A 16,329-nucleotide genomic window follows, 5' to 3' on the forward strand; every position below is an offset into this window, starting at 1 on the left:
ATTTATTCGTTGCCCCGGCGAAAGCCGGGGTCCAGTCCATTGATTTTCCTAGATTCCGGTTTTCGCCGGAATGACGAAATTGAATTTAGTCAGCACCTCCTTAACGAAAAAACGAACTTTCCCGCAGCCCCGCCCCGGGATAGGGCTGGTGACCATGCGCGCTAGACTTTTTCCCTGGTATGCCCTGGCTGCCGCCGTGGTGGCGGCCGATCAGGTCACCAAGGCCTGGGTGCTGGCGGTGCTCCGGCTGGGGGAGGGCATGGTGCTGACGCCCTTTTTCAATCTGGTGCTGGTGTTCAACCGGGGGGCCGCCTTCAGCTTCCTGGCCAGTGCCGAGGGTTGGCAGCGCTGGTTTTTCGTGGTGCTGGCCCTGGTCATTTCCGTCGGCATCGTCATTGCCATGAGAAAGGCTGCTGCCAACCGTTGGCTGCTTGCCGCCCTGGCCCTGGTGTTGGGGGGCGCCCTGGGCAATGTGATCGACCGTCTGATCTACGGCGCGGTGGTGGATTTCCTCGACTTCCACGCCGCCGGCTGGCACTGGCCAGCCTTCAATCTGGCCGACAGCGCGATCTGCGTCGGTATCGTCCTGCTGCTCTGGCAGGAGTTCAAACACAAGGATTCGCGCCATGGCTGAGACCGTCCAGGCCGACAGCTTCGTCACCCTGCATTACCGCCTCAGCGCCGACGACGGCCTGGAGTTGATGAACACCTTTCGCAATGCGCCGGGCACCCTGCAAATGGGCAGCGGCCAGTTGGCCCCTTCCCTGGAGCAGCGCCTGATCGGTGTGGCCGAGGGGGAACGCCGGGTCTTTGAACTGGCGGCCGGTGAAGCCTTCGGGGCACGGGTGGACCAACTGGTGGTGTGGGTGCCGAAGAGTCAGTTGCCGCCCAAGACCGAGGCCGAGGTTCATGCCCAGATCGACTTCGTTTCCGCAAACGGCCAGGCCTATTCCGGCCTGGTGCGGGAAGTGCACGATGATGCGGTGCTGATGGATTTCAACCATCCTCTGGCGGGCAAGTCCGTCCGCTTCGAGGTGGAAGTGATCGGAGTCCTGTGATGGAAATCTTCCTTGCCAACCCCCGGGGCTTCTGTGCCGGCGTGGAACGGGCCATCGCCATTGTGGAGCGGGCCCTGGAAAAATTCGGCGCGCCCATTTATGTGCGCCACGAGGTGGTGCATAACCGCTACGTGGTGGAGGACCTGCGGGCCAAGGGTGCGATCTTCATCGAAAGCCTGGACCAGGTGCCTGCCGGCGCTACCCTGATTTTCAGCGCCCATGGCGTGCCCAAGGCGGTGCGGGAAGAAGCCGAGCGCCGCGGCCTGCGGGTCTTCGACGCCACCTGCCCCCTGGTTACCAAGGTTCATGTGGAAGTGAGCAAGATGCGGGAACAGGGCCGGGAGATCGTCATGATCGGCCACAAGGGCCACCCGGAAGTGGAAGGCACCATGGGCCAGTTGCGGGACGGCATGTATCTGGTGGAGAACGTCGAGGATGTGGCTCAGCTTAAGGTCAGGGACCCGGCCCGGCTGGCCTATGTGACCCAGACCACTCTCTCGGTGGATGATGCCGGCGCCGTCGTGGCGGCTCTGCGGGCGCGCTTTCCCGAAATCGCCGGCCCCAAGAAGGATGACATCTGCTACGCCACCCAGAATCGGCAGGATGCCGTGAAGCAGATGGCCAGCCAGATGGACCTGATGCTGGTGGTGGGTTCTCCCACCAGTTCCAACTCCAATCGCCTGCGGGAAGTGGCGGCGAATCTGGGCATCCCGGCCTATTTGATCGACGATGCCGATGCCATCGACCCGGCCTGGATTATCGGCGGCGCCCGTGTCGGCCTGACCGCCGGCGCCTCGGCCCCCGAGGTGCTGGTGACCGACGTGATCCTGCGTCTGCAACAACTGGGCGCGAAGCGGGTGAACCAGATGCCGGGCAAGGAGGAGGGGGTGCAGTTCCCCCTGCCGAAGGAATTGATCTCCCAGTGAGATATCAGGGAGTCGGCGCTTCCAGCGCCGGCATCCCGACCCGTGGCGCTTCGCTCGGTTCGAAAACGACCTCCACCAGCAACTGGCTACGGACGGGATAGCCGGTGATCAGGCCCGGGGCATAGCGGGCCTGGGTGAAGGCGGCGAGGGTTGCCTCCTCGAAGACCCCTGCGGGGCTGGCCTCCTGAACCCGATAACTGTCGAGCCCCCCTTGTTCATTGATCAACAGCAGTAGCCGCACCCGGCCGGCGATCTGGCCGGCGGCGGGCGGGTATTGCGGAAGGATGGGATGCAGGGGGGTGGGCCGGCGGTGCAGCCATTTCGCCGTGTAGTACCAGGGGCCGAGCAACAGGCCGGGGGCCTGGGCGACGGCCGGGCCGCCAGGGCTCGGGGGTGCCGGGGTGGGCACGATCGATGGACTGTCGGCCGTTTCATCCTGGACAGGCCTCCCGGCGGTGGCGGGCGGCGGCAACGGGGCCGGCGGTACGGCGAGGAGCGTGGCAGTCAGCGGGGCATGGATGACTGCCGCTCCGGCGCCAGCAGCCGGATGGGGGGTGATCCAGCCGGGATGGCCCAGCAGCAGGCCATGGGCCAGGGCCGACAGGAACAGGCAGAGTCCCAGCCTACTTCCGGCGGGAAGGCGGCGGTATCGCAGCCGGGGGCTGGCGGCCTGCGACACATCGCCTATTGAATGATTTCCCGCCAACTGACCCGCTTGCCCACGGGTGGCGCGACATCGAAGGGAGCAGCGACGGTGATCTGCTCCGCTCCCGAGGTGGTCGCGATGACCACAGTCTTGCCGCTGGGCAGACGCACCACGGTGATGCCCACCGCCAGGGATTCGGTGCCCCCCGCCTTGACCAGCCGCTGGCCGATCTGGCCGCCGGTGGAATTGGCCACGGCGCAGCCCGTGGCGTAGTTGAAGTAGTTGAGCCAGGCATAGCCGCCGATGTTGCAGGCATTGTTCTGGGGCACGTTGCTGGCCGCGATCAGGGTGCCCAGTTGCAGTTTGATATCCACATTCACCCGTTCGCCGCTGTCGGGCAGGTCAGCGTACCAGCCGTCGGGGGAGCTGCATTCGGTCGCGGCCGAGACGGCGCGGGTGGCGGTCAGGCCGCTGCCCTGGTTCTCGATGGTGATGGGGTTGAGGGTCGAGCGGAGACTGGTGACCGCCGTGGTGCTCAGGGGGTCCTTGATACTCCAGATGGTCTGGGTCTGGGTGTTGCTGCTGTCGGTGCTGCCCAGGTAACGTCCGGTGCCCACATAGACGAAAGGCTCGCCACCGACCTCGGCCAGTTCCGGCCGGGTGGTGATGGGCTGAGGTGTGCCGGTCCCATCAACCGCCTGGGCCACCAGGGTGGCTTCCCGGCCGGCCGGCAGGTAGCTGTTGTTCACGTCGAAGCGCCAGATGTTGCCGAGCAGGTCGACGCCGTAGATACGGTCCACCGTGTTGTTGCGCAGACCGTTGCTGACCCAGCCATTGATGTGATTGAGGCCGCTCGGGCTCGCCGATGAACCGGCGCCGGTGCTGATCTTGTACAGGATCTTGCCGGTGGCGGCTTCCAGGACATAGAGATAACCCTGGCCATCGCCCGCCACGGCCGGGGCGTTGACGTTGTTGTAGCCGGAGGTGACGAACACCACCCAGCGCCCGTCGGCGAGCTTGCTGATGATGGGGTTGTTGAAGGTGTAGCCCACATGGCAATCGGAATACCAGGTGGCGATGCTGGCGGCGTCGTAGCAGGTGCTGCTCCACTTGAATTCCCACAGGCCTTTGGGTGAGGCCGGGTCGGTGATGTCCAGGGCGTAATAACCCTTGCCGCCCTTGTTGAGCCCCCCCACCAGGATGGTTTTCCAGCAGTTCTCCGGCTGGGCCGGGGAACTGTCGCAGCCGGTGACGGTGGTGTCGAAAATGTCTCCCACCGACGGCGTGCCATCCACCATATAGGTATGTTGGCTGGCGTAGTTCTCCGTGGCCAGCTTGTACATGTTGGGCAGCACCATGGTCGGGATGAAGGCCCAGGCCTCTTCGCCCCCCTGGCTGTCCACGATGGAGGTGCCGGCATGGAAGGCGTGCAGCATGCCGTCGTTGGCGGCGGTGAAGACCAGGGGGGTGCGGCCGGCCTGGTTGGTCTTGAAGGTGGTGTAGCCCGAGTCGTCGTATTCGGCGAAGGGGGCTTTCACATAGACCGGCTGGGCGTTGATGATGTCGCCCATCACGTGATCCCGGCTTCGATAGAGTTCGCTCAGGTCGTTGGCGGTGAATGAGTCGACAATTTCCTTGCCGCTCTGGCCCCGCAGATAGTTCACCAGATTGGCGCCCGCGGCGGCGGAACGCTGATCCACCGTACCGGCCGTGCCATCCGTCATTGAGGGGTACTGACTGAAGAGGCTCACCTGGCTGGTGCCGAAGTTGGCCTGCTCGCCGGCGTTCAGGCCGGTGGAGGCGCTGCCGGTGGGACTGCCGCTGCTGTCACAGGCATAAGTGTTCCAGGTGAAGTCCGTCAGGTTGTTGGTGGCGCCGCTGCGGAACAGCTTGATGGTCCGGTTGTCGCAGGCGCTCTTGGCCTTGGCGTCCAGTTTGGTCTGGGCGGACCAGATGATGGTGCTGGTGACCTCGCCCGTGGTCAGGTCGATTTCATGGGCTTCCAGGTCGCCCTCCCATTTCTGGGTGACGTACTTGGCGGTATAGGCGAAGTTGTCGCCGGCCACGGGTTCCAGGTTCGAGGTGGCTGCGGCCGCCGCCGAGGCGACCCGGGCATTGATGCCCGCCAGGGCTGAAGTGAGGGCATCCACCACCGAGTCCGGATCCCGGGCGCTGAAATACTGCCCCCGGCCATTCACCGCTCCGTGCCACAGATCATCCAGAGCGGTGGGGTCGTCGGCGCTGGGGGTGGGCCAGTTCCGGGTGCCCTGCTTGATGTCGTAATAATCGCCGGAAGTGGCGGTCTTGTAGTCGGAGCGATAGGTCAGGGTGCCGGAGAGCCCCAGGCCCATGGTGAAGGTGGTCAGATGCTGCCAGTTGGCCGTGTCGGCCTCGGCGCCGGTGCCGGAGGAGGGCACGTTGTTGTCGCAGACGCTGACGGTTCCGCCCAGGGCGCCGGTGCAGTTGCCCAGGCCGGAAGTTCGCAGGTCGGTCTTGTAATAGTGCTGGGCCACATCCGCCAGGGTGTTGCTGGTGCCGCCGCTGGTGGTGGCGGTTTCGCAGGGCCAGGCGCTACAGCCGGCGGGCAGCGCGGGAGGGCCGCTGCCGGTCACGATCTGGGGATTGGGGTTGGGCAGGGCGGGCACCGAGGCGGCTGGATAGCAGGTTCCGGTCTGATCGGTCCAACTGCCGACACTGCTGGTAGGGCCGCTGATGATGGATCCGCTCTGGCTGGGACCGGGATAGGTGGTGCTGGTGGTGGTGCTCTGATACTGGATCTTCTGGCCAGTGGCATCCGGAACGGTCTGGCAGACTGTTTGCTGGCCGCTGCCATCGACGACGGATGGGGTACAGGAGCCTACATTGGCCCAGGCGGTGAGGTCCACCGTCTGGCATTCCTGGGTGGCGGAGGGAACGCACGTGCCGCCGGTATTGGTCCATGGGCCATACGCTGTCTGACACTCTCTTGCCGTGCCGACGGAGTAAGGGTCGGAGGAATCCTTGGCGATGGCGGTGCAGGAGCCTGTGCCGCTCCAGGCCGACCAGTCGGAATATTGGCACTGGCGCGCGGTGCCGACGCTCCATGTGCCGCTGGTGTCCTGATTTACCGCATCGCAGGAGCCGGTATTGCTCCAGGCCGTCCAGTCCGTGTATTGACAGTCGCGGGCGGTGCCGGTGCTCCATGTGCCACTGGTGTCCTGGGAGACCGGCGTACAGGATGTCGTATTCGTCCAGTCGCTCGTCAGGGCGTATTGACATTGGCGGGCGGTGCCGACGCTCCATGTCCCGCTGGTATCCTGGTTGGCAGGGGAGCAGGAGCTGGTGTTGTTCCAGGCTGTCCAGTCGGTGTATCGGCATTCCCTGAGGCTGGGGTTGGACGTGTCCGGTGCGCAGGAGGAGGTGTTGCTCCAACTGCTCCACGTGCTGCCGCTGTTGGACGATGTCCTGGTCTGTAGCGTCGACGTCCGGGCCTGAAGCGTCCAGATACGTTCCTGCAAGGAGGAGGTTCGTTCCTGTAGGCTGGCAGTGCGCTCTTCGAGGCCCAGCGGGCGCGACTGCCACTGCACCGTCTTCTGCTGGGGCTGGTTGTAGGTGCAGGAGGCGTAGCGGTACTGATTGGAGGCGCTGTTCCAGACATACTGGGATGCGGCGCCGTCGTAGATGGGGCGGGGCGAGACGGCGATCTTGCTGCCGGAAGGGTTGTAGGCATCCAGTTCGGAGAGCACGCCGTCCTGGTTGTTCATCAGGGTGCTGCCGTTTACCTGCCGGCCATCGCCCGAGTTCCAGTAGCCGTCCGTGGTGAAGATGGCAAAGTTCTGCTGGCAGGAATACTGGATCGGATCGTCGGTCTGGGCCGGCACCATGCCCTTGTTGATCAGGTCGTTCTTGCCGGTGAAGTAGCGGCCGGCAACGGACAGGGCGGTGCGCAGGGGCGTGGCGGAGTTGCCATCCTGGGAATAGAGCTTGCTGTACCAGTTGGCGCGTTGGGTGGTGTCGAAATCGGCGACCTTGAGGAACTTGCTGGCGGAGACCGAACTGCCGTTGGCCGCGCCGTTGCTATCGACGGTGCCGGGGTGAATGGTCATGAAGCCGATCCGGTAGCTGTCGTTGAGCTGGGCCATGGCGCGACCGGCGGCGGACTTCATCATTTTCATGCGGGAGCGGTAGTAGCTGTACCAGTTGGCGAAATTCTGGCGTTCGTCGCTGCTGCCGGGACCGGATGTCGCGCCGACCTGGGTTTTCTGCCAGACCAGGGTTTTCCCGGTACCGCAGGTGGGTGGGCTGCTGGTGGGGTATTCAGCGCTGGTGCAGGTGCTGCTGGACACCGAGGGGCTGCTGCAACAGATGCCGGTAGTGGCGCTGGTCACCGAACTGGTGGAGTAGTTGCACAGGCCCGCATCCGGGGTCGGCGTGCCCAGGCTGGTGGCCGCGTAGGTCCAGTAGTAGGCGGCCCGCGAACTTTCGCTGCCATCGGCCGAGAAGGAGGTGCTCAGGTTGTTCCGGGTGGTGCTGCCTGACGACATGTAGGTATTGAAACCCTCCACATAGGCGCTGGTGAAACTGGTCTGGCTGGCACTGTTGAGATCGGTGCCGGCCGAATCCTTGGGAATGAGGTAATTGACCGCCGGGTTGTAATAGACCGTGTTGCACAGGTGGTTGCGATAGCCGATGGCATTGCTGCTGACGCCATCCGGCATCCAGGTCCAGTCCATGGAACCGGAATCGTCCAGCACGAACAGGATGTTGGGTTTGACCTGGGTGGATGAGGAGCTGGCCAGGGGCACATCGGCCAGGTCGGTGAGGGCCAGGCTGGTGACGGGGAGTGCCGCCAGGGCCAGAGTGAGCGACAGGGCGGCGGATCGGCAAGGCCGGGTGGCGGAGAACGGGAACATGGCGATGCTCCTCAATACATGATGACCTGGGTGTAGGCCACGGTGTTCAGGGGGCCAACGGCCCGGGCGCTGACGCGGTAATAGGGCTGAATGGTGTTGGACAGCGAGGTGACGCCATAGCTGGCGACGCCCATCGATGCGCCGGAGGAGGCCGAACCGATGGTGACGCATTGCTGGCCGGCGACATTGATGGCGCCGGGAATCCGGCAGAGGCGGTGGATCACGTAGCGGATCTCGTTGCCGCTGCCGTCGTCGGCGGTGGCCACGGCCCCATTGGCCCAGTTGTAGGTGGTGGGGTTGAAATCGGAGGGCGGCGGGCTGGTGCCGCAATCGTCCGTCACGCCGTTGTTGTCCTCGTCGGGACGGTTGCCGGCATCGACGGACACATTGCACCAGGCGGGGAAATAGCCGGCCGCCAGGTTGGGCTGTTCCAGCGCTCCGGCACCCTGGGCGACCAGCCAGGCGCGTCCGGCTTCGATGCCGCGATCCGCCGCGATGGTGGAGCCCTGCTTGAAAGTCAGATTGCGGGCGATGACCACGCCCGCTCCCACCTGACGGAACAGGATGATCCCGGCCATGGTCATGGCCAGCAGCATGATCAGGGCAATGACCAGGATCACCCCCTGCTGGCGGGGCCGCGCCGAAGCGCAGGGGCCGCGGGGACTCATGGCGCCGTGCCCCAGATGGCGTTGCGCAAGGGAATCATGGCCTGGTAGACCCGGTAGCGGTAGTGGCGCCAGTCGTTGGGGTCGTCCGGGTTGGAGTCCGCGCCGCCGTCCAGGTCGGTCATGGTGAAGGCGCCGCCGGCCCAGACGGGGGCCGTGGGGGTCACCGCAACTTTCTCGTATTGCTGGCTGCGGGCCAGCAAGCCGATGCGGATGGCTGAAACGCTGCTCCAGGCCTGGGGCGCCGCCCAGTTGGGGGGGGCCAGCGCCGACCACTGCATGACGCCGGCGACGCGGATGCCGTATTCCGCCTGAAGATCGATGATGCCCTCGGCCACTTCCGTCCAGTCGTTCTGATTGTCCGGATTGCCCAGCCCGTCGCTGTCCCTCAGGTCGCTGTAATGCAGATCGTCGGTGCTGGTCAGCAGGCGGCCATTGGAAATCTGCCAGATGTTGCGGCGCGGATCGGCTCCCAGGTTGTAGATGCCGCCGGGGGTGAAGACGATGCCCAGTCCCGCGGCTGCGTTGTAGCGGGCCGTGACTGCGGCATTGTCCTGGCCGGTGTAGTTGCCCGAGGCATGATTGACGGTGATGCCGTCGGCATTGGTATTGTCAGTGGTCTCCACCAGTCCGCAGGTGGTGGCGTCCTGGGTGATCAGGATCAGATCGCCGCGTTCCACGCCGCTGCGGGTGCTGAGGGTTTTCGAGGTGGGGGCGGAGGCGGTATAGGTGATGCTCTCCGAGGCGAGATTGGAGTTGCCGTAGAGCACGGTGACAGTGTCGGGAGCGCCGCCGGCGCCATCGGCGATGAGCACCGGCACCAGGGGGAAGGTGAAGGCCGTGACGGGGCGCAGACGGTCGTAGGCATTGACCGTGCAGCCCATGACGTTCGTCGCTCGGCCGAAGCCGTAGCCCGCCATGCGCATGTCCCGCTCGACGCTGTACAGGGCGATGGAGCCGGAGACCTGAGCATCGCTGCCCGAGGACGCGGTGCGCTTTTGTTGGTCCCAGCGTTGCAGCATCTGGAACATGACCAGGATGCCGAGCAGCCCGATCAGCATGCCCACCATCACCTCGACAATGGAAAAGCCGTGCTGGCCTGGGCGGAGAGTGGGGGCGCTCACTGGACTACCCTCCCCCCGACCCCCTCCCCGAGGGAGGGGGTTCGCGGGGCGAACCCCGTGGGGAATTGGAGAGCCCTCCCCCCCGGCCCCCTCCCCGAGGGAGGGGGTGACGAGGGTTCGCTGCTTCGCGGCTCCGGGTCTTTGCTCAGTTGACATAGGCGATGACCGTGTGCCGCCGGGGGGTGGCGTCGGCGGCGGTCTGCCAGCAGAGGGTTACCGTCACCTGGTTGAAGGCGGCGGTGGTGACGGCGATCTGCTGCATCGTGGCGGCGCTGCCGGGTAACTGTGTCGCCACGTCGGCCAGCCAGTCGATGACCTGCTGATTGGCCGAGGCATCGCCGCTGAAGGCGCAGGTGGCGTCGGTGGCGGCCTGATGGGCATAGGCCACCAGGGAATTCTGCAAGGTGGCCGAACTGGTCCGGTCCACGTTGAGGTCGATCTCGCCGATGATCCGATCCGCCAGGTTGGCGGCTTCGATGCGGAACTGGGCATCGTTCTGGGCGGAAATGGCCGTGGCCTGGAGGGCCACCATGGACAGAATCCCCAGGGAGAAAATGAGGATGCCCATCAGGGCCTCGATCAGGACGATGCCCGATTGCCGGTACGGAGTGATCGTCAGCATTGTCTTGTGTCGCCTGCGGTGGCGATGGCCGGGTCGCACATCCTGATCTGTCCGCCGACGGTAATTTGTATGTTCAGGCAGCGCATCGGGCCGGCGGGAGCACAGGCTCCTCCGGTCGGATTGCTGAACTGAAGGGTGGCGGTGGTGGCCAGGTCGCTCCGGCCCAGGCCATTGAAGGTGATCCCCGAGACCCCGCCACCATCCACCTCCACTGTCGCTTGGGTGATCTGGGGACTGCCTTCGATGAAGGTGGTCAGATCGGCGCTGCGGATCATCCAGTTTCTACCGTTGGCGAGGGGAGCCGCGATGGCGACATTCGCCGCTGTGGCGGCGCTGTCGGTGAGGATGAATTGGATGTTGCTGTTCTGTCGCACCGCTTCGGCCCGGGCTCTTTGCAGTCCGGCCAGGCAGCTCTCCGCCGCGCCCCGCAACCTGGAGTTCTGGATGTAGCCGGTAAAGGAGGGAATCCCCATCACCAGCAGGAAACCCATGATCGCGATCGCGATCATCAGTTCCACCATCGAGAAGCCCCGGCTTGTCACGGCTGTCTTTCTCTTAAGCCGGCCAAGCCGGAACCCAATAATGAAGGCTTCGCTGGAGAGTCATGGCGCCTGGAAAGCAAATTAAGGCCCGCCCCCTCCCTTCCTCCCCCTCGCGGGGGAGGTGACTGTATTGGCTCGCTTCGCTCGAAACTCTTCTCACGATTTGTCATGACTTGACCGATTAATGATTAACGTGAAACAGCGAATTGAAACGGTAGGTCGAACTGTCGAGCGCAGCGAGCTGATTGGTAGCCCCGCCCTGGGGCGGGGATGGGGGTGGGGGGCGTTCAATTTGCCTTTGCGAATTTGCATCCTCGGGGGTGGTGCTGGTGGCCATCTCAGCAGGAGCCGTCCTTCTTCAGTACCCAGCAGGTGTTGCCAGTACCGTTCCAGTCTGCGGGTACGCTGACCGTGGTGCGGGTGTTGGCCTGGTCGATCTGGTAGCTGAAGCCCGCCATGGAGCCTGTTCCTGTGGCCAATACCTGGAATCTGGTGGCATCGAGGGCCGGGCAGGTATAGGTGAAATTGGCACTGTTGGCGGGTAGGGGGGCGAGAGTTCCTGCGGCGCAGGCGCCCGCGTAGCTCCGGTTGTCCTGGAAATACTGCTCCAGCTTCACCCGCATGTCCGAAAGATTGGCCACCGCCTCGGTGATGCGGGCCCGGTTCACATAATCCCGATAGGACGGCAGTGCCACTGCGGTCAGGATGGCGACCACCACGATAACGATCATGAGTTCGATCAGGGTGAAGCCGGCGTGTCGAGCGGATTTCATCGCAAGGACTCCCATAGAAGGCGACTGTGGCGAATCTATGGCAAGCCGGAGGGAGAATCTATCGCGTGCTCGTGGATTCTTGCGTAGTGGAACGACTACATGGGAGCGGCCGGCGCCAGCCGCAACCCCTCGGCGCTGCTACGACGCGCTCCGTGATATCGAGCGGAGCGAGCCGTATCGCCCCCCCGGAGGGGGCGAAGGGGGCGAGCCTTAGCGTAAAAAGCGAGCTTTCCCGCCGGGCCGTCCCAAGGGAAAGCGGCACGCGGCGCCAGCCGCAACCCCTCGGCGCTGCTACGACGCGCCCCGTGATATCGAGCGGAGCGAGCCGTATCGAACCCCCCGGAGGGGGGCGAAGGGGGCGAGCCAGTTACTTGATGAGCTGGTGCGTCAATGCATAATGGGTCAGTCCGGCATTGGTCTCGATGCCCATCTTGTGCAGGATGCGGGTGCGGTAGGTGCTGATGGTGTTCGGGCTGCGATGGAGCGTGGCGGCGATGTCGCTGATGGACTTCCCGCTGGCCAGCAGGCAGAGCACCTGATATTCGCGATCCGAGAGCCGCTCGTGGGGAAGACTTTCCCGGTGGCCACTGATGTCGACTGCCAGCCATTCGGCCAGGCGGGGGCTGATGTAACGTTTGCCGCGCATGACCGAGCGTACGGCCTTGACCAGTTCCTCGGGGGCGCTTTCCTTGTTCAGGAATCCGCTGGCGCCGGCCTTGAGCGCCCGGACGGCCATGTGTTCCTCAGGCTGGATGCTCAGGATGAGCACGGGAAGGTCGGGATGAATGCGGCGGACTTCCTTGAGTACCCAGAAGCCGTTCTGGTCCGGCAGATTGAGGTCCAGCACTATCAGGTCCAGCGCCTGGTGTCGCGCCTGCTCCATGGCCTCGCGGGCGTTGGCGGCTTCGGCCACCACTTCGATTTCCGCATCGGCCCCGAGGATCAGGCGAATTCCCTGGCGCACTACGGGATGGTCGTCGACAATCATGATCTTCATGGGGAATCTCCGGCGCCGGCGGGCGGATTCGTCTCCGCCGGCAGGATATAAGGCGTCGTCACCCGCACCCGGGTGCCCTGGAAATCCGGGGTGGAGTCGATAGTGACGATTCCGCCGAGCCTGTGGGTTCGTTCGCGTATGCCCAGCAGGCCGAGGGATTTCTCTCCATGACTGCTGGCCTGGATGCCGATGCCATTGTCGCTGACCTCCAGGGTCAGGCGCTGGGCGGCCTCCAGGCGAATTTCCACTCGGCTGGCCCGGGCATGGCGCGCCACGTTGGTGAGCAGTTCCTGGCAGATGCGAAACAGGTGGGTGGCCACTTCCGGGTCCACCCGGAGTTCCTGGGCGGGCACGGTCACCCGGCAGCGGGTGGCCATGCGCCGCTGGAAGTCCTCGCCCAGCCATTCGATGGCGGCGGTGAGACCCAGGGTGTCAAGCACGCTGGGACGAAGGTCCCAGGAGATTTCCCGCACGGCCTTGACCGTGTCGTCGACCATGCGGCCGATTTTCAGGGCTTCCGGATCCATGGTTCCGTTCCGTTCTCCGAGATGGCGGGCGATCTCCAGCTTGAGGGCCGTCAGCCGCTGGCCCAGGTCGTCGTGTATTTCATGGGCGATGCGGGTGCGTTCCTCTTCCCGGATCGCCTGCTGGCGCGCGTTCAGCGCCCGCAACTGGTCCCGGGACTTGCGCAGGGACTGGTCCCGCTGGGCCAGGGAGTCCAGCATGCTGTTGAAGGCCGCCCCCAGGCGGCCGACCTCGTCCTGATAGGAAATCCGGACCCGGATGCCCTGATCGCCATGGGTCGAAATCAACTGGGATAGCCGCGCCAGCTCTCCCAGGGGTCCCGAGATCGTGCCGACGATATGGTGGAAGACCGGCAGTGCGATGAACATGAACACTGCCACCAGCAATACGCCGAACAGCACCACCGCGCCGAACTGCACATTCAGCTCCGTGAGGTCGGCGCCGAGCAGCAGTTCTCCCCTGATGATGCCATCGTAAATAATGTCCTGCCTCAGGACGATCCGGCTCAAATGCTCGATGACCCCGTTATTTTCCCGCAACTTGCGATGCAGGCTGTCCAGGTCTTCCGGTACCTGGCCGTAATGAACCAGCCTTTCGCCATCCGCCACCAGAATGGCCCAGCGCACGGCCTTGACGTGATGGAGTACCCCCAGGTTTTCGGTCATCGCCTGGACATCGTTGAACATCACCGCAGCCGAACTCTGGGCTGCAACAATGGAGGCATCGACCAGCAGCGCCTCGCGCATTTCCTGTCTTTCATAATGGAAAAACCAGGCGATGGAGATTCCCAGGGCCGCAAACAGCATGATGGTCGTGAAGGCGCTGAAGGCCATCATGAAGCGGCCATGGATGGAGTGCTTGCGCGTCAGCATGGCGCCTCAGTACACCCGCCGGGCGAGTTGCAGCAGACGGGAACTGATCTGCAATCTGGCATTCCGTGCCGCTGAAAGGTTGATGTCGAATTCGAGCTTCCGCTCCCGTCCCTCGAAGACCGAAATGGCGGCCCCCAGGGGTGCGGCGGCTTCGCCCTCGGAGACCACCAGCACCGGTAACCCATGGGTGGTTTCGATGAGTCGCGCCAGGGTGCTGTCGTTCCCGGCGGGCAGATAGACCACATGGCATTTCCCCAGAGGCGCGGTTTTGTCCTCCTGCTGGATTTGTATTCTCATGCGTCGCACCGGCCGGCCGTTCAAGGCACCGATCCGGCCACCCGGGTCGCCCCCCACGATGCAAAGCCGCAAGGTGTTGCTGTTGGTCGTGTCGCCGCTGGCTTCCTGGGGCCAGGTGACGAACTGGACGAAGTTGTAGAGGTAGAGGGCCTTCAGGGTGGGTTCGTCCAGGGCGTCGGCCGGGAGTGGCAGCGCCATTGCCAGGGTTATGAGCAGCATCGAACTCAGCCTGGACAGGGGCATCAGAATTTCCAGATCAGGCGTCCCAGGAGGGTGCGGCCATCCTGGGGCATCGTCGTCATAGGGGCGATCATCGTGCCAGGGTAGGCGAAGTTGAATTCCGCACCGGTTACATCCGCATATTTTCGGTCAAAGAGATTACTGATCCGCAATAGCCAGCCCAGTTGTTGATTGATGTGTCCGGACAGCGTTCCATGGGATACACCATGCCCACCCAGGGTGGCGCCCGGTATGGAAACGTCCCCGGTGTCGACATTGCGCCGGCCGATGAGATGGGTTTCCCAGCTCAGCCGCAGGTTTCCGGGCAGGGGCGCCGAGAACAGCAGCTTGGACAGCCTGCGCGGCGAGTTGGCAATGGGGATGCCCGATTCATGCCTGGCGTTCTGCCATGCCATGCTGGCTCGCAGTTCGATGGCCGCGAGGCGGCCGACGACCTCCACTTCCAGGCCCCCCAATGTTGCTCCACCCACATTGTGGTGTTGCTGAAGGCCGGTCAGGGGATCAGTCTCCAGGGCGATCAGGTGGTCGATCCGGTTTCGATAGAGTGTCATCGATAGTGTCGTGCCGGATCCCAGCCGGTGTTCCATGCCGAGCTCCGTGCTGCGAATGTGCTCGGAATGGAGCGTCGGATTGGCGATGTTGTCCCCTTCGTAGGCGTAATCGGTCTCGAAGGCGTTGGGGGGCCGAAAGGCCCTGCCGACGATCAGTTTCACCGTGGTTTCCGCGCCCGGCTGAGTGATCAGCGCCAGGCGCGGGCTGTTGAAGCTGCGGCCGAAGGAGTCCCGGTCATGACGCAGGCCGGCGCTCAGTGTGGTTGACGTTCCGAACTTCCAGTCGTCCTGGAGGAATATGCCCATCGTGCCGCGGGGCGAGTCGGTATCGATCGTCGGGTTGATTTGCCGCCGGGCTTCGTCGCGCCGCCATGAAAATCCGGCTACGAGGGTCTGGGCTGGCAGTGCCCGGGTGGTGATGCGTCCTTCGCCACCCCAGTAGCGATTCTCGAAGAAGTCCGGGTAGGGGATGCTGTCGTACGCCCAGTGGGAGTTGTAGCTGTATTGTCCCAGGTAGGCGTTCAGGTCCAGGTGGCAGGTCGTATTGAGCCGGTATTCATAGCGGACGTTGGCGAGGGCGTGGCGCTCCCGCTCCTGGCTGGCCGGATCGTTCAGGTCGATACCGTAGGGGCCGCCGGGCAGACCGGCGGAGCGCTCGTTCATCAGCAGGGTGGCGGTCAGACCACCCCGGGAAAACCGGGCGAACAGGCGCTCGCTTGCTCGATGGTCAAGTCCCCGGCTCCAGGCATTGGCGCCAGGGGCGGCATAACTCTCGAAGTACATGTCCCGGCCTTCCCGATGTTCCCGGGAAGCGGACAGCAACCAGTCATCGCCGTCCTGGGTGCGGTGGCCGAAGGTGGCCCGCATTCCCCGCTGACCAGCCTCGCCGACGGTGATCTCGGCTTCACGGCCGCGTTTTGCGCCGGCCATGGTGACAATGTTGACCACGCCGAAGAAGGCGTTGCCGCCATAAAGCGCCGATCCGGGACCCGGGACATACTCGATGCGCTCGATCAACGCCAGATCGAGGGGGAAATCATTGCCGATCAGGGCCTGGTCATAGACGCCGTCATTGATGGGCAGGCCGTCGATCAATAGCAACAGGCGGCTGTTGTAATCTCCCGGCCGGCCGAAACCGCGTATACCCAGGTAGCTGTTGGCCCGGTCGGAGGTCACATGGACGCCACGCAGGCTCGCCAGGGCTTCATCCAGGGTGCGCCAGCCCTGGTGCCGGATTTCGTCGGCAGTGATCAGGCTCACCATGGAAGGTGCCTCCTCCGGTGGCTGAGGACGTTTGGAGGCACCATCGACGGTGACTGCGACCAGTTTTTCCATGGGAACCTGCAGCAGATCGTCGAAGGGTGTGGGATCTCCAGCCCATGTCGGCGCTGCCATGCCGGCGGACAGGATCAGGAGCGCCAGCCACATTCTTGCCGGTTTACGTCGCATTCGATCTTCCATCAGCGCTACTCCCCTCCCGCCTTGGTAATGCGCATTTTTTGCCTGGCGATTGCCAAAGGGTCACATTCTCACTCAATTCCGCTTGAGTGAGAAAAGGGGTGCTGGCGCGGGCCAGGGAAAATCCCGAGTGGCGAGGGG

Annotated in this window: 14 protein-coding genes; 3 read left to right on the forward strand and 11 right to left on the reverse strand. The window is 64.2% G+C overall.

The annotated features are described in order from the left end of the window. Positions 1-154: 154 nt before the first annotated feature. Genes lspA through ispH form a run of 3 tightly spaced genes read left to right on the forward strand, consistent with a single transcriptional unit; the run spans position 155 to position 1,984 of the window. Positions 155-634, forward strand: a complete 480-nt coding sequence (gene lspA / locus DENOEST_RS04165; protein ID WP_145771598.1) for a signal peptidase II — start codon at positions 155-157, stop codon at positions 632-634. After that, the gene (locus DENOEST_RS04170) at positions 627-1,058 is read left to right on the forward strand and encodes an FKBP-type peptidyl-prolyl cis-trans isomerase (RefSeq protein WP_145771597.1); all 432 of its coding nucleotides are present in this window, start codon (positions 627-629) and stop codon (positions 1,056-1,058) included. Before lspA ends, DENOEST_RS04170 begins: the two co-directional genes overlap by 8 nt. Then, complete coding sequence (gene ispH, locus DENOEST_RS04175) at positions 1,058-1,984, forward strand: 4-hydroxy-3-methylbut-2-enyl diphosphate reductase (protein WP_145771596.1); 927 nt, start codon at positions 1,058-1,060, stop codon at positions 1,982-1,984. Before DENOEST_RS04170 ends, ispH begins: the two co-directional genes overlap by 1 nt. A gap of 4 nt (positions 1,985-1,988) precedes the next feature. Here ispH and DENOEST_RS04180 read toward each other — a convergent pair whose 3' ends face one another. From DENOEST_RS04180 to DENOEST_RS04230, 11 genes are all read right to left on the reverse strand, one after another. Beyond that, positions 1,989-2,663 (reverse strand): energy transducer TonB, encoded by a 675-nt coding sequence (locus tag DENOEST_RS04180; RefSeq protein ID WP_170228260.1) that lies wholly within the window; start codon positions 2,661-2,663, stop codon positions 1,989-1,991. Positions 2,664-2,668: 5 nt separating this feature from the next. Continuing rightward, on the reverse strand, positions 2,669-7,522 hold the full coding sequence (locus DENOEST_RS04185) for a pilus assembly protein (RefSeq protein WP_145771594.1): 4,854 nt from the start codon (positions 7,520-7,522) through the stop codon (positions 2,669-2,671). Between the two features lie 11 nt (positions 7,523-7,533). Further along, on the reverse strand, positions 7,534-8,190 hold the full coding sequence (locus DENOEST_RS04190) for a pilus assembly PilX family protein (RefSeq protein ID WP_145771593.1): 657 nt from the start codon (positions 8,188-8,190) through the stop codon (positions 7,534-7,536). Next, the gene (locus tag DENOEST_RS04195; protein ID WP_170228259.1) at positions 8,187-9,311 is read right to left on the reverse strand and encodes a PilW family protein; all 1,125 of its coding nucleotides are present in this window, start codon (positions 9,309-9,311) and stop codon (positions 8,187-8,189) included. The genes DENOEST_RS04190 and DENOEST_RS04195 overlap by 4 nt, the downstream gene beginning before the upstream one ends. A 145-nt stretch (positions 9,312-9,456) precedes the next feature. Next, positions 9,457-9,933, reverse strand: a complete 477-nt coding sequence (gene pilV, locus DENOEST_RS04200) for a type IV pilus modification protein PilV (protein ID WP_145771591.1) — start codon at positions 9,931-9,933, stop codon at positions 9,457-9,459. After that, on the reverse strand, positions 9,927-10,475 hold the full coding sequence (locus DENOEST_RS04205; protein ID WP_145771590.1) for a GspH/FimT family pseudopilin: 549 nt from the start codon (positions 10,473-10,475) through the stop codon (positions 9,927-9,929). The genes pilV and DENOEST_RS04205 overlap by 7 nt, the downstream gene beginning before the upstream one ends. A gap of 338 nt (positions 10,476-10,813) precedes the next feature. Then, positions 10,814-11,248 (reverse strand): type IV pilin protein, encoded by a 435-nt coding sequence (locus tag DENOEST_RS04210; protein ID WP_170228257.1) that lies wholly within the window; start codon positions 11,246-11,248, stop codon positions 10,814-10,816. Between the two features lie 367 nt (positions 11,249-11,615). Next, entirely contained in the window at positions 11,616-12,245 is a 630-nt protein-coding gene (locus DENOEST_RS04215) for a response regulator (RefSeq protein ID WP_145771588.1), read from the reverse strand. Then, the gene (locus DENOEST_RS04220) at positions 12,242-13,642 is read right to left on the reverse strand and encodes a sensor histidine kinase (RefSeq protein WP_145771587.1); all 1,401 of its coding nucleotides are present in this window, start codon (positions 13,640-13,642) and stop codon (positions 12,242-12,244) included. Before DENOEST_RS04220 ends, DENOEST_RS04215 begins: the two co-directional genes overlap by 4 nt. Positions 13,643-13,648: 6 nt before the next feature. Further along, the gene (locus DENOEST_RS04225; protein ID WP_145771586.1) at positions 13,649-14,182 is read right to left on the reverse strand and encodes a YfiR family protein; all 534 of its coding nucleotides are present in this window, start codon (positions 14,180-14,182) and stop codon (positions 13,649-13,651) included. Beyond that, on the reverse strand, positions 14,182-16,179 hold the full coding sequence (locus DENOEST_RS04230) for a TonB-dependent receptor plug domain-containing protein (protein ID WP_170228256.1): 1,998 nt from the start codon (positions 16,177-16,179) through the stop codon (positions 14,182-14,184). Before DENOEST_RS04230 ends, DENOEST_RS04225 begins: the two co-directional genes overlap by 1 nt. Positions 16,180-16,329: the final 150 nt, after the last annotated feature.

Origin of the sequence: Denitratisoma oestradiolicum (genome assembly GCF_902813185.1) — a bacterium.
Taxonomy (GTDB): domain Bacteria; phylum Pseudomonadota; class Gammaproteobacteria; order Burkholderiales; family Rhodocyclaceae; genus Denitratisoma; species Denitratisoma oestradiolicum.